This is a genomic window from Aeromonas sp. FDAARGOS 1406 (assembly GCF_019048565.1).
GTDB classification, from domain to species: domain Bacteria; phylum Pseudomonadota; class Gammaproteobacteria; order Enterobacterales; family Aeromonadaceae; genus Aeromonas; species Aeromonas caviae.
Map to the genome: position 1 here is coordinate 2,433,460 of NZ_CP077378.1, position 15,553 is coordinate 2,449,012.

At 63.1% G+C, this 15,553-nt stretch carries 17 protein-coding genes; 6 read left to right on the plus strand and 11 right to left on the minus strand.

Features of this window, described 5'->3' with window-relative positions; translation table 11 throughout:
- Nucleotides 1-60 precede the first annotated feature (60 nt).
- A complete protein-coding gene (locus I6L36_RS11415) occupies nt 61-393 on the minus strand; it encodes a PepSY domain-containing protein (RefSeq protein ID WP_010675972.1) in 333 nt (110 codons plus the stop codon).
- 63 nt (nt 394-456) lie between these two features.
- On the opposite strand from I6L36_RS11415, the gene I6L36_RS11420 reads away from it, so the two are divergent.
- Complete coding sequence (locus tag I6L36_RS11420) at nt 457-705, plus strand: PepSY domain-containing protein (protein ID WP_039039611.1); 249 nt, start codon at nt 457-459, stop codon at nt 703-705.
- 10 nt (nt 706-715) lie between these two features.
- On the opposite strand, the gene msrQ is transcribed toward I6L36_RS11420, so the two are convergent.
- Nucleotides 716-1,369, minus strand: coding sequence for a protein-methionine-sulfoxide reductase heme-binding subunit MsrQ (gene msrQ / locus I6L36_RS11425; RefSeq protein ID WP_109112416.1), 654 nt, complete (start codon nt 1,367-1,369; stop codon nt 716-718).
- Between the two features lie 91 nt (nt 1,370-1,460).
- On the minus strand, nt 1,461-2,471 hold the full coding sequence (gene msrP / locus I6L36_RS11430; protein ID WP_109112417.1) for a protein-methionine-sulfoxide reductase catalytic subunit MsrP: 1,011 nt from the start codon (nt 2,469-2,471) through the stop codon (nt 1,461-1,463).
- A 371-nt stretch (nt 2,472-2,842) separates the two neighbouring features.
- On the opposite strand from msrP, the gene I6L36_RS11435 reads away from it, so the two are divergent.
- Complete coding sequence (locus I6L36_RS11435) at nt 2,843-3,316, plus strand: DUF1097 domain-containing protein (protein ID WP_042014355.1); 474 nt, start codon at nt 2,843-2,845, stop codon at nt 3,314-3,316.
- Between the two features lie 60 nt (nt 3,317-3,376).
- Here I6L36_RS11435 and I6L36_RS11440 read toward each other — a convergent pair whose 3' ends face one another.
- The 4 genes from I6L36_RS11440 to I6L36_RS11455 form a co-directional block, all read right to left on the minus strand.
- Complete coding sequence (locus tag I6L36_RS11440; RefSeq protein ID WP_041214273.1) at nt 3,377-4,657, minus strand: sigma 54-interacting transcriptional regulator; 1,281 nt, start codon at nt 4,655-4,657, stop codon at nt 3,377-3,379.
- A gap of 54 nt (nt 4,658-4,711) precedes the next feature.
- Entirely contained in the window at nt 4,712-5,221 is a 510-nt protein-coding gene (locus I6L36_RS11445; RefSeq protein WP_039039694.1) for a hypothetical protein, read from the minus strand.
- A gap of 105 nt (nt 5,222-5,326) precedes the next feature.
- Complete coding sequence (locus I6L36_RS11450) at nt 5,327-6,739, minus strand: sensor histidine kinase KdpD (RefSeq protein WP_128342189.1); 1,413 nt, start codon at nt 6,737-6,739, stop codon at nt 5,327-5,329.
- A 102-nt stretch (nt 6,740-6,841) separates the two neighbouring features.
- Complete coding sequence (locus I6L36_RS11455) at nt 6,842-6,934, minus strand: YnhF family membrane protein (RefSeq protein WP_010675981.1); 93 nt, start codon at nt 6,932-6,934, stop codon at nt 6,842-6,844.
- Nucleotides 6,935-7,059: 125 nt separating this feature from the next.
- Here I6L36_RS11455 and folK point away from each other — a divergent pair, with 125 nt between their 5' ends.
- Nucleotides 7,060-7,605 (plus strand): 2-amino-4-hydroxy-6-hydroxymethyldihydropteridine diphosphokinase, encoded by a 546-nt coding sequence (folK, locus tag I6L36_RS11460; protein WP_041211930.1) that lies wholly within the window; start codon nt 7,060-7,062, stop codon nt 7,603-7,605.
- A gap of 58 nt (nt 7,606-7,663) precedes the next feature.
- Here folK and I6L36_RS11465 read toward each other — a convergent pair whose 3' ends face one another.
- Nucleotides 7,664-8,368 (minus strand): SDR family oxidoreductase, encoded by a 705-nt coding sequence (locus I6L36_RS11465; RefSeq protein WP_039039618.1) that lies wholly within the window; start codon nt 8,366-8,368, stop codon nt 7,664-7,666.
- Between the two features lie 159 nt (nt 8,369-8,527).
- Between I6L36_RS11465 and I6L36_RS11470 the strand changes: the two genes are divergently transcribed.
- Entirely contained in the window at nt 8,528-8,932 is a 405-nt protein-coding gene (locus I6L36_RS11470) for a CBS domain-containing protein (RefSeq protein WP_109113301.1), read from the plus strand.
- A 249-nt stretch (nt 8,933-9,181) separates the two neighbouring features.
- Nucleotides 9,182-9,946: an ABC transporter substrate-binding protein gene (locus tag I6L36_RS11475; RefSeq protein WP_039039620.1), complete on the plus strand. Its 765-nt coding sequence runs from the start codon at nt 9,182-9,184 to the stop codon at nt 9,944-9,946.
- A gap of 101 nt (nt 9,947-10,047) precedes the next feature.
- Here I6L36_RS11475 and asnC read toward each other — a convergent pair whose 3' ends face one another.
- Complete coding sequence (asnC, locus tag I6L36_RS11480; protein ID WP_041214272.1) at nt 10,048-10,509, minus strand: transcriptional regulator AsnC; 462 nt, start codon at nt 10,507-10,509, stop codon at nt 10,048-10,050.
- Between the two features lie 154 nt (nt 10,510-10,663).
- On the opposite strand from asnC, the gene asnA reads away from it, so the two are divergent.
- Nucleotides 10,664-11,656 (plus strand): aspartate--ammonia ligase, encoded by a 993-nt coding sequence (gene asnA, locus I6L36_RS11485; protein ID WP_216986691.1) that lies wholly within the window; start codon nt 10,664-10,666, stop codon nt 11,654-11,656.
- Between the two features lie 228 nt (nt 11,657-11,884).
- Here asnA and I6L36_RS11490 read toward each other — a convergent pair whose 3' ends face one another.
- Complete coding sequence (locus tag I6L36_RS11490; RefSeq protein ID WP_053288036.1) at nt 11,885-12,709, minus strand: MBL fold metallo-hydrolase; 825 nt, start codon at nt 12,707-12,709, stop codon at nt 11,885-11,887.
- Between the two features lie 60 nt (nt 12,710-12,769).
- On the minus strand, nt 12,770-15,343 hold the full coding sequence (gene clpB, locus I6L36_RS11495) for an ATP-dependent chaperone ClpB (protein ID WP_041211934.1): 2,574 nt from the start codon (nt 15,341-15,343) through the stop codon (nt 12,770-12,772).
- Between the last annotated feature and the right edge of the window lie 210 nt (nt 15,344-15,553).

Below are 15,553 nucleotides of genomic sequence, written 5' to 3' on the forward strand. Positions count from 1 at the left end.
CGGCACCGGCAACGGTTGGGGGGACGAACCGGACGGCGGTAGGTTCGCGGACTCACGCCGTTACTCCTCTTCCGGGGGCGGGCGCGGAGCGAACAGGCGCTCCAGATGGTGGCCCTTGAGCCACACCATCTCCAGGTTGTCAGCCCGATAGCCCACCTTGATGACGCTGTTCTCCTCGTCGATGAGCCTGAGCTCGTAGAGCCAGACGCCATCCTCCTCACCCAGATCGACGCGCAGCACGCGCACCGGCAGGCGGGAGGCCACCTCCATCAACTCATGAAAAGGGCGGACCCGCCCCTCGCTGACCGCCTGTTGCAGCAAGGCCTCGTTCGGCTGGGCCGCCTGAACCAGCATCGGCAGCAGCAATCCAAGCAGGGGCAGCGCGCTATTCATGGGTGATTCATCTCTCAAAACCTAACATAATGCCGTTTATAGTGTGCCAGCCATGAATCCGGAATGAATATGATCCCACGCAGTATCCTGCTGATCTTGTGCCTCTTTTCCACCTTTGGCTGGGCGGCGCAGACACGTCTCGACATGGCCGGACTGGTCAAGTTGTTGCTGGCACAAGGGTATCACGACATTCGGGAAGTGGAGCTGGAAGGGGAGAAATTCGAGGTCGATACCCTGGATGCCGACGATCAGCGCGTCCAGTTGCAGGTCGATGCCAACACCGGCGAGATCACCAAAAAAGAGGCCGAATAGGCCTCTTTTGCTATGGGCGTGACGACTGTTGCGCCGCCTCCCTCCCGGCCACTTGCGCTCGCCTGCGCCAGGGGCGCAGCAGCTTTTCCCGACGGGGCCACAGCAAGGCGCAGGCAAGCACCAGATAGATGAGGGGCTCCTGCCACCCGCTCTTGACCGACCACCAGTAGTGTACCGGCACCAGCAGAGCCACCCCGTAGATCCAGTTGTGCAGCTTCTGCCAGGCAGGCCCCATGCGCCGCAACAGGGCCGGGATCGAGGTGATGCCGAGCGCCAGCAACAGCAGCAGCGCCACCATGCCCACCACTATGTAGCTGCGCTTCACCAGCTCGCCGCCAATCAGCCCCCAGTCGAACTGCAGATCCAGCCCCAGCCAGACCATGAAGTGCAGGGACGCCCAAGCGGCGCACCAGAGCCCGAGGGGGCGGCGCAACTTGATGAGCTGCCCCTGGCGCCAGCGCTTGGCGAGCGGCGACACCAGCAGGGTCAGCAACAGCAGGTGAAGGGCCCCCTTGCCAAGGTAATGGGTCAGCCCCTGGACCGGATCCCCCCCCAGCAGCCCGGCTGGCACGGCATAGCCCAGCCAGAGCAGAAAGCCGAGCGAACCAAGGTGCACCAGCGCCCGCAAGCCGTTGATATGGGCTGTTTTCAGTCTCGGCGTCATATTGCAGTTCCCGTCATGTTTTTCCCGCTTCTCATCCCCTCGCCCACCAGGGGAAAAGGGGGCAAGAGATCATTCGGACAGCGCGTCAGTCTCAATACCATCTACGCAGATCCATCCCCTGATAGAGGGACGCCACCTCGTCGCCGTAGCCATTGAACATCAGGGTCGGCTGGCGCTTGGCCCCGAAGATGCCCCCCTCGCCGATGAAACGCTCGCTCGCCTGGCTCCAGCGCGGGTGATCCACGTTCGGGTTGACGTTGGCGTAGAAGCCATATTCGTTGGGGGCCAGCAGGTTCCAGGTGGTGGGGGGCATCTCCTCCACCAGGCGGATGGAGACGATGCTCTTGATGCTCTTGAAGCCGTACTTCCAGGGCACCACCAGCCGGATGGGAGCCCCGTTCTGGGCGGGCAGGGTTTTGCCATAGAGCCCCATGGCGAGGAAGGAGAGGGGGTGCATGGCCTCGTCGAGGCGCAAGCCCTCCACATAGGGATAATCGATGCCGCCCCCCAGAGCACGGGAGGCCTGCCCCGGCAACTGTTCAGGGTCATAGAGCGTCTCGAAGGCCACGAACTTGGCGCGACTGGTGGGCTCGGCACGGCGGATCAGATCCGCCAGCGCAATGCCGCTCCAGGGCAACACCATGGACCAGGCCTCCACGCAGCGCAGCCGATAGATGCGCTCCTCCAGCGTGCTCTTGTTGATAAGATCCCACACATCCAGGGTGAAGGGTTTGGCTACCTCCCCTTCCACCTTCAGGGTCCAGGGCTCGGGCTTGAGGTAATGGCCGTTGCGGGCCGGATCCCCCTTGTCGGTCCCCAGCTCGTAGAAATTGTTGTGGGTGGTGGCCTTCTCCTCCGGGGTGAGGATCAATCCCTCTGGCCGGGTCGCGGCACGGATGTCGAGGGGTCTGGTGGGGGCCACGGTGGCTGGCTTGTCCGGTGCGAAGAGATCCAGCAGGCTGGCCTTCACCGGAAACGCCAGGGTGGCGGCACCGACGCCCAGGCCCAGCCCTTTCAGGATGCGGCGACGATCCTGATAGACGGTTTCCGGCGTGACATCCTGTTCGGTGGGGTGATGAGAAGTACGGCGCTTGATCAACATGAAAAAACTCCCGGGACGATGAGGTTGACAACCATAAGACCCGCCCCGGCCGAATTTTATTTCACACAGAATTACATGAGTTGGTAAAGGGGCAGTGCCTTGGCCATGGTACCGGCCAGGAAGAGCACTACGAACACCAGCAGAGGAACGATCACGTTTGGCACCATCAGACTCACTCCATGAGCAGGACAGGGCCTCTAACTATGGAACAAGGTCTGCGGCGCCTCCAATGAATTTTTTTCGCGAGCGCAAGCGTATTCCAGAGTTGCAAAGAGTGACCGGGATCACACACAATCCGGCCCCCGCTTGCTGCCGCTCCACCGCGGAGTAGGCTGCCTCCTTTTCCGGATTCAACCACTGAGAGTCACGCCATGAGCCCACTGTTCGCCATCGCCATCACGACCGGGATCCTCTCCGCCGTCTGGGGTGGACTGGCCGCCGCACTCGGTCTCATCTCCTGGGTCGGCTTCCTCGGCTGCACCAGCTACTTCGCCTCGAGTGGCGGTTACAAGGCGCTGTTACAGACCTTGCTGTGCAACACCACCGGCATGCTGTGGGCACTCCTGCTGATCCACGGGGAGACCTGGTGGGGGGCCGGCATGGCGGGTTATCTGATGACAGGGGTGGTGGCCACCCTGATGTGCGTGCAGGCCAGGCAGCAGTGGCTCGCCTACATTCCCGGCACCTTCGCCGGTTGCTGTGCCACCTTCGGCGCCGCAGGCGAGTGGCGGCTCATTCTGCCCTCCCTCATCATCGGCGCCCTGTTTGGCTATCTGATGAAGGCGAGCGGCCTCTGGCTCTCCCAGAAGACCCTCTCCACCGGCGGCGTCAGCGACCCGGCCTGAGGCCGATTCGGTCGGAAACCAGAGGGGCGGCCCGTCATCGACGGGCCGCCCCTCTGTCATTTACCCCTTCGACTTGAAGTTGGCCGCCTCGATGCCGTGCCGATTCAGCAGCTTGTAGAAGTCGGTGCGGTTTCTCCCCGCCATGTTGGCCGCCAGGGTCACGTTCCCCTCCGTGGTGCGCAGCAGGCGGATCAGGTACTCCTTTTCAAACTCGGCCCGCGCCTCGTTGAACGAGGGAATGCCGCCACCACCGCCACTCAGGGCCGACTCCACCATGGCCGCGCCTATCACCGGGCTGCAGCAGAGGCTGGCGAGCTGCTCCACCACTCCGCAGAGCTGGCGCACGTTGCCGGGCCAGGCCGCCGCGGCCAGCAGGGCCAGCGCCTCCGGCGAGAAGCCGAGGGCGGCACAATCGGGGTGACGGTTGCGGTAATCGTCCAGCGCCTGACGGGCCAGCAGGGGGATATCCTCGCTGCGGGCGCTCAGCGGCGGCAGGGTGATGTTGGCCACGTTGAGGCGGTAGAAGAGATCCTCGCGAAAACGCCCCTCTTCCATGGCGGTCACCAGATCCTGATGGCTGGAGCTGATGACCCGCACCTCGGGGGTGCCCTGACCATACTCCGCCAGCACCTGGAGCAACTTGGCCTGGAGTGACTCCGACAGATCCCCTATCTCGTCGAGGAAGAGGGTGCCGCCTTTGGCCTCGGCAAACAGGCCGGACTGGCCATCCTCGCCAAACAGCTGCAAGTCCAGCACGGGCCAGGGCAGAGCCGCACAGTTGATGGTATGCAGCGGCTTGTCGCGGCGGTGGCTGGCCTGGTGCAGCGCCTGGGTCATCACCCCCTTGCCGGCGCCGGAGGGGCCCAGGATCAGCACGGGCACGTCCATGGTGGCGATGCTGCTCGCCTGGATCAGCAACTGCTCCATCTGCGGGTTGCGGGTCTGGATGAGGGACTGCCACTCCTGCTGCTGCTTCGGACGGGTCAGGCTGAGAGCATGTTCTATGGTGACCAGCAGCTCGTCCTTGTCGATGGGCTTGGTGAGGAAGCTGAACACCCCGGAGCGGGTCGCCTGGATGGCGTCGGGAATGGTGCCGTGGGCGGTCATGATGATCACCGGCATGCCGAGCCACTGGGACTGGATCCGCTCGAACAGCGCCAGCCCGTCCATGCCCCCCATGCGCAGATCGCTCAGCACCAGGTCGGCCCGTTGCTGGCGCAGCCTGTCCAGCGCTCCTTCGGCGCTGTCGGCGGTATCCACCTCGTAACCCTGGCTGCGCAGGCGCATGCTCATCAGCTTGAGCAGGCTGGCATCATCGTCCACCAGCAGAATACGGCTCATGCTCTCACCCCCTCTTGGCGAAAAACGCGGTCATTGCGGCGCGGTCCGAAGCTGTCATGGCTGACCTCCCCCATTGAGCTTACGCTGGTTGAGCTGCTCGTCGATGGCGGAGAGCTGCTCTATCTGCTGGCGCAGACGCTTCACCTCCTGACTCTGATCGTCGCGGCGGCTGTCTCGCACCAGCAGCTCCTCCCCGAGGGCGATCCAGCTGCGCAGGAAGGCCTGGGCATCGAGACCGAGCTCCGGCAACAGAGCCTTCAGCTGATCCAGCCCGGCCCGGCGGCTGGCCACCGATTCGGACGGGTGGGTGTTGACCATGGCCAGGCTGACCCGGCTCTCGAGGTCGGTGGCGCCGGCCAGTCGCTGGCGCTCCTGCATCCGCTGCTGGGGATGGCTGGCCAACAGCCAGTCCGAGTATTGCAGGCGCACCTGCATCTCCTTGTTGGCAAACTCCATCCGCCTGGCGATCGCCTCCTGGGAAGGCTCGGTGAGGCTGGTAGAAGGCAGCAGGGAACAGCCAGCGAGCAGGCCTATCATCAATACGGGAATCACAAATCGTTTCATCTTGAATGTCACTTCAGATCCTGGTGGGGAACAGGCACCTGCCCGCTCCTCTCAATATTCGGTGTCAAGGCGCCACCCGCACCTGCGGGGTCGCCGCCACGCCCGTCAGCTCGGGCGCACGTTCAAATCCAGCCGGAAACAGACATCCGCCTGGGCATCCTCGATCAGCCTGAGCTCGCCGCCCAGACTCATGGCAGACTCACGGGCAATGGAGAGGCCCATGCCGGAGCCTTTCAGCAATCCCTGGCGCACTATGCTGCCCTGTTCAAAGGGCTCGAAGATGCGCTCCCGCTCGTCTGGCGGGATGACAGGCCCTTCGTTGGCCACCTCCAGCCAGCCGCCGCCCGCCCCCGCCCCGGCGCGGATCCAGATCTGTCCGCCCCTGGCTCCATAGCTGACCGCGTTGGAAAATAGATTGTCGAGGATGAGTCGCAGGCGGTAGGGCTCTGCCCGCAGGCTGATGGGCTCGGGCGGCAAGTGTACACTGATTTGCTTGGATTCCAGCGCGAGCCGGTACTCTTCGGACAAGTCTGACAACAAGGGCGCCAGGGGCACCTCGGACAGGGTGAACACCTCCTGCTGGCTGAGGCGATTGAAGTCGAGCAGCCGCTCGATCAGGGTCTGCAGACGGCGGCTGTTCTCCTCCAGCATCTGGCAGATCTCCTGCTGATCCCCGTTGAGGGGCCCCACCAGCTGCTCCGAGAGCAGATCAGCCCCCTCCCGCAGCACGGCAAGGGGGGTTTTCAGCTCGTGGGATACGTGGCGCAGGAACTGGTATTTCTGCTGTTCCAACTCTTTGAGCTTGTCGTGCAGCCAGCTGATCCGCTCCCCCAGCAGCACCAGTTCGGCCGGGCCATCCACCGGGCGCTGATCCGGCTCAACGCCTGCGCCCAGACTCAGGATCCGCGACTCAATCTGACGTACCGGATGGATGATGAGGTAGGTAAAGAGCAGTACCAACAGCAGGCTGAGCCCGACCACGAAGCCGCTGACCCACCAGATCTGCTGTTTCAGCTCCACGATGGCGCCCCGCATGCGGGTCACGTGATCATCCACCTGGCTGCGGGTGACCACCTCCAGTTGCTGGTTCAGTTCGTTGAAGTCGGTGAAACGGGGGCTGGTCGCCTCCTGCCTGGCCTTGCGCAGATCCTGCAGGCCGTCGAGCCAGACCAGCGCCGCCTCGAGATCCCCGTAGACCTCGGCATCCGGAATGGAGTCCTGATGGGTCGCGAGCAGTTCCCGGTAGCGCACCAGCTGCTGCCGATAACTGGCCAGGATGCGGTCATCACCCAGGACCGCATAGCGGCGCAGGGTGCGCTCCAGATCGATGGCCTGAGTGGAGAGCAGCGTCGCCCGGCGAGTGTCCCGCACCGCACGTTCCATCTCGTCGCTGGTGAGCTGGCCCAGGTGGGAGAGAGCCTGACTGTCGTGCCAGATCATGCCCCCCAGGGGCATCAGCACCAGCACGAAGCCCATCAGTACTACCTGGAGCAGGGAGCGGGGCCGAACCTTGGTCATCTTCTGCGGTCTCGATTCGTCATGGGGGAGCCAGCATATCCGCACTGCCCCAAAAAGCAAAACCGGCCATAAAGCCGGTTTGATTGCTCACCGAGGCCGGATTCACGCCAGGCCGACGGACGCCACACAGATGACAATGATCATGGCAAGGGCCCCTGACGCGGCCAACAGTGCCCATTTCATTTCTACGCTCATGCAAACCTCCTTTCTGCCAATCAGCGTTGGATCACAACAGATAACGACATGTTAATTCATAGTGAATCCCATAACCGTGAGCTGCGTATATATTTCAGACGAGCCCAACCCAAGGAATGGAAAGCATGTTTTACCTCTGTAGCATTGGATCCAATCTCGACCCCGCCCTGCACGTCAGTCAGGCCATCGCCGAATTGCTGGCCCGCTTTGGTCGCCTTCACCTGAGTTCCGTCATCCAGACCAAGCCCGTGGGCATGCATTCGCGCCACGACTTCCTCAACTGCCTGTTCGTCGTCCAGAGCGACCTCTCCCCCGTCCAGCTCAAGACCGAGTTTGTCACCATGGAGCTGGCCCATGGCCGGGATCGCAGCAACCCCCTGTGCAAGGTGGCGGACAGGCCACTGGACATCGACATACTGGCCTGCGGCGAACGGGATGACTTCGCCGAGGCCGGGGTGGATGCCTACCTGGGGGATCTGCTGGCGGAGATGTATCAGGGCGGCAGTGTGGACTCCGGCAAGGTGACCCTCGGCCTGCCGGGCAGCAAGGTGTTTGCGAAGCAGCGCATCGGCCAGGCCCCCATCCATCTCTGCCAGCAAGACGAGGCCCTGCTTCCCGGCAACGGCCACCCCGGCCCCCCTTCCCGGCACGCCGCCATCCGGCACCCTTGAGCCGTTCACACACATGAGGCGCCCAAAGGCGCCTCATGTCATGGCGGCCCGCCTTGCCCTAGATGACGGCGAGGGCGCGCCCCCCGTCCACCCGGATGCTGGCCCCGGTCATGTAGTCGTTCTTCATCAGCATCTGTACCGCCTGCCAGATGGGCTCCAGGCCCCCTTCCCGCGCCAGCGGCGTCTTCGCAAGCACCTGCTGGCGCCAGTCATCCCCGTGCTCGTCGAGAAACAGGATGGGGCCAGGCTCTATGGTGTTGACCCGCACGGCGGGTGCCAGTTCGCGGGCAAAGCTCATGGCCAGGGAATGGGCTCCCGCCTTGGTGGCCACGTAGGCGGCAAACTGGGGCGCCGGGGCATGGATGTAGATATCGGTGATGTGGATGATGCCCCCGTTGGGCTGGCGAGCAAGGGCGGGGGCCAGCGCCCGGTTGAGCTGGAAGGGAGCCGCCATGTGTACCCGGTAGAACTGATCAAACTGGGCCAGCTGCACCGCAGGATCCGCAGCCTGGGGCTCGAAGGCGGAGGCATTGTGGATGATCAGGGCAAGATCCTCATGGGCCGCCAGCGCCGTCACCACGGCGCCCACCTCCTCTTCCCGGGTGAAGTCCGCCTGTACCAGCTCGACGCCCACATCTCGCAGACGATCCAGCTCGGGCCGTTCGCTGCGATAGCTGCCCGTCACCTGCCAGCCAGCGGCCACCAGCTGCTCGCACAGATAGAATCCCAGGCGACGGCCACAGCCCGTTACCAATGCACGCATACCCTCTCCTTGTGGTTGTCGCCCTCCCCGATCCATGCAGGATCGCACGGAGGGCCCATTCATCGGCCATGACCTATCGATGTCCGAGGCAAAACCCATTGGCCCCCTTTCACGGCCACCGGGCATAGTGGCCCCATCGACCCCCATGGAGCCACCATCATGCTACAAATTCGCGATCATATACAGCCATTGACCCACTCACTGCACCCCGGCCTCGGTCTGGCCGAGGCGCTGGACAGACTCCATCGGGCAAACCTGGGGGGCCTGCCGGTACTGGATGACCATCAGCACCTCGTCGGATTTCTCTCCGAGCAGGATTGCATTCCCGCCCTGCTCACGGGCAGCTATCACTGCGACACCCGTACTCTGGTCGAAGATCTGATGAGCCGGGCCCCGCTGTTCGTCTCTCCCGATGACAACATCGTGGATCTCGCCCGCCAGATGGCCGGGGCCAGACCCAAGGTCTATCCAGTGATGGAGGGAGGCAAGGTGACGGGCATCATCAGCCGTCGTCAGGTGATGCAGGCCCTCAACACCCAGATGAAACAGTGTCAGGCAACCTGAGGCAGGCCACCTCGCACACGTGTCATGCCGACTACCCTCCCGCCCACAGCTGGCGAGTGGCTGGTCCATCCCGCCCGACTCTGCCACGGGGCGGCCTGTCGAGACAGCCCGCCCCCCCTCCCACCGGCACCGTTCGTTTGTCCCCTCCCCATTTCAGGGTTTGCCATCCGTGGTCGTCTCTAGTTAGATAGGTGCCGGTCACAGTCCCTGCCGGATGCGACCCCGTCCCGAGTGCTCAGGAGATGTAACGTGCGACGCTTGCTCGTATTCTGCTTGCTGCTGCCCTGCTGGCTGTCAGCCAGGGAGCTGGTCATTGGTGGCATCCTGGAGCCCCCTCTCAAGTGGCTGGATGCACAGGGACACCCGCGCGGGCTGGATGTGGATCTCGTCACCGCCATCTTCGGCACGCTCCATACCCCCATCAGGATTGAGCTCATCGATTCGGGGGCCAGGCTCACCCGCAATGCCGAAAGCGGCTTCTATGACCTGCTGCTGACCCACTCCTACAAACCGGAGCGGGAGGCCTATCTGCTCTACCCCAAACAGGCCCATATGCTCCATAGCTGGCACTTCTTCATACGCAAGGAGTCCGCAGGCCGGATCCATTATGACCATCTGACGGATCTCAAACCCTGGCGTATCGGTGTCACCCGGGATTTCTCCTATACCCCCGAGCTCGCGGCGGCCATGACAGACCCGAGCTATCACTTCCAGGAGATCCCCATCAACCAGCTGCAACTGCGCAAACTCATCGCCGGTCGCATCGACGTGGTGCCCATGTCCCTGGTCACCGCCTTCACCCAGATAAGAGAGGAGGGACTGGAAGGCAAGCTCGACTACCTGCCAAAGCCCCTCAAGACCAGCCCCTACTTCAATGTCTGGACCCGCTCCCGGGCCGATGCCGACACCCCGGCCCTGATGGCCGCCTATGATGCCGAACTGCTGCACATGAAGCGGGACGGCCGGCTCAAAGCCCTCTACGACAAATACGGCATCCCCTATATCGAACCCTGATCCACCGGTCAGGGTGTCATAGCCCACAGGGTCGCATTCTGCTGCGCGAACAGGGTCTCGCACGGGAGAGGGATCTCTACGCCCCCCTCAGACCACCCGACTCAGGGCTTCACATCCCGCAGGATCGGGTTTTGCAGCGAAATCAGCGTCTCGGTGGACTGGATCTCGTCGATGGTCTGGATCTTGTGGATCAGTACCGTCTGCAACTCGTCGATGGAACGGGTCATCACCTTCATGAAGATGCTGTAGTGGCCCGTGGTGTAGTAGGCCTCCACCACCTCGTCCAGCGCCTGCAGTTTGGCCAGGGCCGACGGGTAATCCTTGGCGCTCTTGAGGTTGATCCCGATGAAGCAGCAGACGTCGTAGCCCAGCTTCTTGGGGTTCACCTGCACCCGCGTTCCCTCGATGATGCCCGCCTGCTTCATCTTCTCTACCCGCACGTGGATGGTGCCCGGGCTCACCAGCAGTTGTTTGGCCAGCTCGGCGTAAGGCAGGCGCGCATTCTCCATCAGGGCGGAGAGGATGGCCTGATCGAGATTATCGATCCGATAATTTTCTGACACTTTTTTGCGCTCCTTTTAATGATTCATCATTAATTGATGGCTTATTTTGAAGAAAAAAACACACAAAGCCTATTTCAATTATCGAATATTGAATTTAGTTGGCATTCTGTTGAAGAATCACCGCATTCAACGGATTCACGACAGGTAATTCAGCATGAAACAGCACTACATCCGCAGCCAACAGCAGATCAGCTTCGTCAAAGAGATGTTCTCCCGCCAACTCGCACTGCAACTCGGCCTGATGGAGGTACAAGCCCCCATTCTGAGCCGGGTCGGTGACGGCACCCAGGACAACCTCTCCGGCTGCGAGCATGCAGTGCAGGTCAAGGTGAAAACCCTGCCGGAGCACAGCTATGAAGTGGTCCACTCCCTGGCCAAGTGGAAGCGCCAGACTCTGGGTCGCTTCGGTTTCGGCCCGGGTGAAGGCATCTACACCCACATGAAGGCACTGCGTCCGGACGAGGATCGTCTCAGCCCCATTCACTCCGTCTACGTCGACCAGTGGGACTGGGAGAAGGTAATGCCGGGCGAGCGCCGGGATCTGGCCTATCTGCAGGAGACGGTGCGCGGCATCTGGGCCGCCATCAAGGCCACCGAGCGCGCGGTCTGTGCCGAGCATGAGCTGACCCCCTTCCTGCCGGCGGATATCCAGTTCCTGCACAGTGAAGAGCTGCTGACCCGCTACCCGGACCTCGATGCCAAGGGACGCGAGCGCGCCATCGCCAAAGAGCTGGGAGCGGTCTTCCTCATCGGTATCGGTGGCGTCCTCTCTCACGGCGAACGCCACGACGTCCGTGCCCCGGACTACGACGACTGGAGCAGCGAGAGCGAGCTGGGGCTGGCGGGTCTGAACGGTGACATCCTGGTGTGGAACCCGGTGCTGGAAGACAGCTTCGAGATCTCCTCCATGGGGATCCGGGTGGACGCAGAGGCCCTGCGCCGTCAGCTGGCCATCACCGGGGACGAGGATCGCCTGCAATACGACTGGCACCAGGATCTGCTGGCAGCACGCATGCCGCAGACCATCGGCGGCGGCATCGGCCAATCCCGTCTGGCCATGCTGCTGCTGCAAAAAGAGCACATCGGTCAGGTACAGGTCGGCGTCTGGCCATCTGAAATGAAGGCTGCCATCCCAGACATGCTGTAACGAATTGATTTGATTGCATCTGTCCTCCTATCGCGGCAACACGGCGCGGGACAGACGCGATAGCGAAGCTGGTCAGCCGGGGTGGAGAGCGTATCCCGACTGACTGTAAGGCGGGCATGGTCGCTGACTGTACCTGCCGACCCTGGGGCTTGCCCCTGCGATCCGCTCAACCCACGTCAGATCGCATCGAATACATTCCTCCCGGCAATCTTCGGATTGCCGTTTTTTTTACGCCGAAAAACTGTGCTCAAAACCCGCCCCGATCTGGTGCTGCCGCGGCAACCCCGCCTTTCTGCTGCCGGTGCAGTGGCAGGCAAACAACCGCTCCACCGCCTCTTCCTGCAGATAGGCTCCGAGCGCCACCGCCCGCTCTGGGCCGGAAAACTTCAGGTGCAGGCCGCCGATGACGGCGTGGATCCGCTCGTCACCACACACCTCCTTGGCCCACTCGATGATGTTCTCGACCCCGGCGTGACCGCAGCCGATAAAGACGATGAGCCCCTGCTCGCTCTTGTAGGCCAGCGCCGAGTCGTCGCTGATGAGGTCTTTCTCCACCCGCCCACCCCGCACTATGTAGCCGAGCAGCGAAGGCGCAGCCCGGTCGCGCCGCACAATGCTGCCGAGGAACACCAAACGATCCGAGAGCCACACCGGCTCGGACGAGCAGTGGGGAAGCAAGCCTCTGGCCGGCAGCGACTCCCGAGCCAGCGCCCCCGACAGGCGATAGAGGTTGCGCCGCCAGAAGGGCAGCGACAGGAAGTAGCCCCGCTCGCAGAACACGTCCGGACAGGCGATGAGCGGGATGGGTCTTGGATAGGCGGGCAGCGAGCCGACCCCGCCCACATGGTCGTAATGACCGTGAGAGAGCACCACATGGGTGAGAGAGGCGAGATCGATCCCCATCACGGCGGCGTTGTGGCACAGCGCCCGGCCACGGCCGCTGTCGAACAGCACCCTGAGGCCGTCACACTCCAGCAGCAGCGCCAACCCTCGCTCGGGCAGACAGCCAGGCAGATGAACGTCGTCATCCACCAGCACGGAAAACGTCAGCATCTCAATCCCTCAGAAAACAAAACGCAGGCACGAGGCCTGCGTTTTTCATCGACAATCCCATTACTGGGTCATGGTGAGGCCGTTGCTGTCGGCCCCCAGCCGCAGTGTCTTGCCCGGGATGACCCGACCGCTGAGCAGGGCCTGGGCCAGCGGGTTCTCCACCTTCTGCTGGATCGCCCGCTTGAGGGGGCGCGCCCCGTAGACGGGATCGAACCCGGCGTGGACCAGCTTGGTCAGCAGCTCCTCGCTCACCTCCACCTCGAAGCCCTGGGACTCCAGACGGCTCATCAGGCTCTTGAGCTGGATGCGGGCGATGGACTTGATGTGCTCCTCACCGAGCGGGTGGAACACCACGGTCTCGTCGATCCGGTTGATGAACTCCGGCCGGAAGCTGCGGGTCAGCACCTCCATCAGCATGGTCTTCATCTCGTCGTAATCCTTCTCGGAGTGGTGCTCCTGGATGAGATCCGACCCGAGGTTGGAGGTCATGATGACGACCGTGTTGCGGAAGTCCACGGTACGCCCCTGACCGTCGGTCAGGCGGCCATCGTCCAGCACCTGCAACAGGATGTTGAAGACATCGGGATGCGCCTTCTCCACCTCGTCCAGCAGGATCACCGAGTAGGGGCGACGACGCACCGCCTCGGTCAGATAACCGCCTTCTTCATAACCCACGTATCCCGGAGGCGCCCCCACCAGACGGGCCACGCTGTGTTTCTCCATGAACTCGGACATGTCGATCCGCACCATGGCGTCCTGGGTATCGAACAGGAACTCCGCCAGCGCCTTGCACAGCTCGGTCTTGCCCACCCCGGTGGGGCCGAGGAAGAGGAAGGAGCCGATGGGGCGGTTCGGGTCGGACAGCCCGGCACGAGAGCGACGAATGGCGTTGGAGACGGCGTCCACCGCCTCTTCCTGGCCGATCACCCGGCTGTGCAGCTGATCCTCCATCCGCAGCAGCTTCTCCCGTTCCCCTTCCAGCATGCGGGCCACCGGAATGCCAGTCCAGCGGGCCAGGACGTCGGCGATCTCCACGTCGGTGACCCGGTTGCGCAGCAGGCTGGTCTCCTGCATCTCGGCCTGGGTGGCGAGATCCAGCTGTTTCTCCAGCTCGGGGATGCGGCCGTACTGCAACTCGGACATGCGGCCCAAGTCCCCTGCGCGGCGCGCCACCTCGAGATCCTGACGGGCCTGCTCCAGTGCCGCCTTGATGTGCTGAGTCCCGGCGAGGGCAGCCTTCTCGGCCTTCCACACCTCTTCCAGCTCGTTGTATTCCCGCTCTTTTTCCGTCAGCTCCTGATTGAGCAGATCGAGGCGCTTGCGGCTGGCGTCATCGTCCTCCTTCATCAGCGCCTGCTGCTCCAGCTTGAGCTGGATGATGCGCCGCTCGAGCCGGTCCAGGGATTCCGGCTTGGAGTCGATCTGGAGCCGGATGCTGGCCGCCGCCTCGTCGATGAGGTCGATGGCCTTGTCAGGCAGCTGGCGATCCGCGATGTAGCGGTGGGAGAGCTGGGCCGCCGCGACGATGGCGGGGTCGGTGATCTGCACATGGTGGTGCAGCTCGTAGCGCTCCTTCAGGCCACGCAGGATGGCGATGGTGTCCTCCACCGAGGGCTCCTCCACCAGCACCTTCTGGAAACGGCGCTCCAGCGCGGCATCCTTCTCCACGTACTGCCTGTACTCATCGAGGGTGGTGGCCCCGACGCAGTGCAGCTCGCCGCGGGCCAGGGCGGGCTTGAGCATGTTGCCCGCATCCATGGCACCCTCGCCCTTGCCGGCACCGACCATGGTGTGCAGTTCGTCCACGAAGAGGATGACGCTGCCCTCCTCCTTGGCCAGATCGTTCAGAACCGCTTTGAGCCGCTCCTCGAACTCGCCGCGATACTTGGCTCCGGCCACCAGGGCCCCCATGTCCAGGGAGAGCACCCGCTTGTTCTTGAGCCCTTCCGGCACTTCGCCATTGATGATGCGCTGGGCCAGCCCCTCGACGATGGCGGTCTTGCCGACGCCGGGTGCGCCGATCAGCACCGGGTTGTTCTTGGTGCGGCGTTGCAGCACCTGGATGGTGCGGCGAATTTCGTCATCCCGGCCGATCACCGGGTCGAGCTTGCCGAGTTCGGCCCGCTCGGTGAGATCGATGGTGTACTTCTCCAGCGCCTGGCGATTCTCCTCGGCGTTGGCATCCTCCACCTTCTTGCCGCCACGGACCTTGTCGATGGCTGCCTCGAGTTTTTCCTTGGTCAGCCCCTGGGCACGCAGCAGCTCGCCCAGCGTCCCCTTCTCGTCCAGGGCCGCCAGCACGAACAGCTCGGACGAGATGAACTGATCCTTGCGCTGCTGGGCCAGCTTGTCGCAGACGTTGAGCAGGCGGCCGAGGCCGTTGGAGAGCTGTACGTCCCCTTCCACCCCACTGACGCGGGGCAGGCGATCCAGCTCCTCGCCGAGGCGCGAGCGCAGGGTATTGATGTCGAGCCCGGTCAGGGTGAGCAGCGGACGAATGGATCCGCCGTCCTGATTGAGCAAGGCGCTCATCAGATGGACGGGTTCGATGAATTGGTGGTCACGACCCAGTGCAAGAGACTGGGCATCGGAAATGGCAATCTGGAATTTGCTGGTCAGGCGATCGAGGCGCATTGCACTCCCCCTTCAAGACAGACGCCGCATGCGCGGCAACAACATCGCTTTCTGACAAGGAAGATGTGGTCTTGAAGGGCAATTTCAAGGGGTGGCTGTTTATTTTTTCCTCAATAGCGGTGGCCGAGGGAAAACGACCTCGCAATGGCAGCCTGCACCCTGAGCCTGCTCGGCAGCAAGACATGGTCGCCAAAGGGCCATCACCAAGGA

What these genes read in the sequence shown, in the direction of transcription:
- I6L36_RS11415 (WP_010675972.1), bottom strand. Translation starts at nt 393, where the DNA reads ATGAATAGCGCGCTGCCCCTGCTTGGATTGCTGCTGCCGATGCTGGTT.
- I6L36_RS11420 (WP_039039611.1), top strand. Translation starts at nt 457, where the DNA reads ATGAATATGATCCCACGCAGTATCCTGCTGATCTTGTGCCTCTTTTCC.
- msrQ (WP_109112416.1), bottom strand. Translation starts at nt 1,369, where the DNA reads ATGACGCCGAGACTGAAAACAGCCCATATCAACGGCTTGCGGGCGCTG.
- msrP (WP_109112417.1), bottom strand. Translation starts at nt 2,471, where the DNA reads ATGTTGATCAAGCGCCGTACTTCTCATCACCCCACCGAACAGGATGTC.
- I6L36_RS11435 (WP_042014355.1), top strand. Translation starts at nt 2,843, where the DNA reads ATGAGCCCACTGTTCGCCATCGCCATCACGACCGGGATCCTCTCCGCC.
- I6L36_RS11440 (WP_041214273.1), bottom strand. Translation starts at nt 4,657, where the DNA reads ATGAGCCGTATTCTGCTGGTGGACGATGATGCCAGCCTGCTCAAGCTG.
- I6L36_RS11445 (WP_039039694.1), bottom strand. Translation starts at nt 5,221, where the DNA reads ATGAAACGATTTGTGATTCCCGTATTGATGATAGGCCTGCTCGCTGGC.
- I6L36_RS11450 (WP_128342189.1), bottom strand. Translation starts at nt 6,739, where the DNA reads ATGACCAAGGTTCGGCCCCGCTCCCTGCTCCAGGTAGTACTGATGGGC.
- I6L36_RS11455 (WP_010675981.1), bottom strand. Translation starts at nt 6,934, where the DNA reads ATGAGCGTAGAAATGAAATGGGCACTGTTGGCCGCGTCAGGGGCCCTT.
- folK (WP_041211930.1), top strand. Translation starts at nt 7,060, where the DNA reads ATGTTTTACCTCTGTAGCATTGGATCCAATCTCGACCCCGCCCTGCAC.
- I6L36_RS11465 (WP_039039618.1), bottom strand. Translation starts at nt 8,368, where the DNA reads ATGCGTGCATTGGTAACGGGCTGTGGCCGTCGCCTGGGATTCTATCTG.
- I6L36_RS11470 (WP_109113301.1), top strand. Translation starts at nt 8,528, where the DNA reads ATGCTACAAATTCGCGATCATATACAGCCATTGACCCACTCACTGCAC.
- asnA (WP_216986691.1), top strand. Translation starts at nt 10,664, where the DNA reads ATGAAACAGCACTACATCCGCAGCCAACAGCAGATCAGCTTCGTCAAA.
- I6L36_RS11490 (WP_053288036.1), bottom strand. Translation starts at nt 12,709, where the DNA reads ATGCTGACGTTTTCCGTGCTGGTGGATGACGACGTTCATCTGCCTGGC.
- clpB (WP_041211934.1), bottom strand. Translation starts at nt 15,343, where the DNA reads ATGCGCCTCGATCGCCTGACCAGCAAATTCCAGATTGCCATTTCCGAT.